Origin of the sequence: Lysinibacillus sp. GbtcB16, assembly GCF_019091145.1 — a bacterium.
Classification (GTDB): Bacteria; Bacillota; Bacilli; order Bacillales_A; family Planococcaceae; genus Lysinibacillus; species Lysinibacillus fusiformis.
Window position 1 is genome coordinate 1 of sequence record NZ_JAGXJV010000142.1, and the last position, 435, is coordinate 435.

Genomic DNA, 435 nt, shown 5'->3' on the forward strand with positions numbered 1-435 from the left:
TACAGTATGGTGTAAAGGATACAGTGAACTGAAAAGGATGGTTGGTATGGAAACTTTTACTGCAAAGCAGATTACAGAAATTCTTCAAAAGGAAGGGACGAATATAAATTTAAGAACTGTGCGGTATTATACGCAAATTGAAATTGTGCCTCCTTTAGAGTTAGTAGGGAATAAAAGGGCTTATACAGAGAAACATTTACATTATTTTCGGGCGATCATCACACTATCAAAAACAGGAGAAACACTTGCTTCTATTCAGGAAAAGTTGAAAGAAATGTCTCTTGAAGAAATTATAAAAATTGGGGAACGAATGACTTTTTATCAGTCGGATAAAATTCTTCAGCATGAAACACATAAAGTGAATGATGATGTGTTCATTACTTTAAGTACGAATGTTTCAGATGAATTGAAGCAACAAGTCATTAACTCTGTTTC

The 435-nt window shown here is 33.6% G+C and carries 1 protein-coding gene; it reads left to right on the forward strand.

The window, feature by feature from the left end:
- Nucleotides 1-46: 46 nt before the first annotated feature.
- A partial coding sequence (locus KVT27_RS23745) for a MerR family transcriptional regulator (protein ID WP_217582083.1) occupies nucleotides 47-435 on the forward strand: 389 nt, incomplete at its 3' end.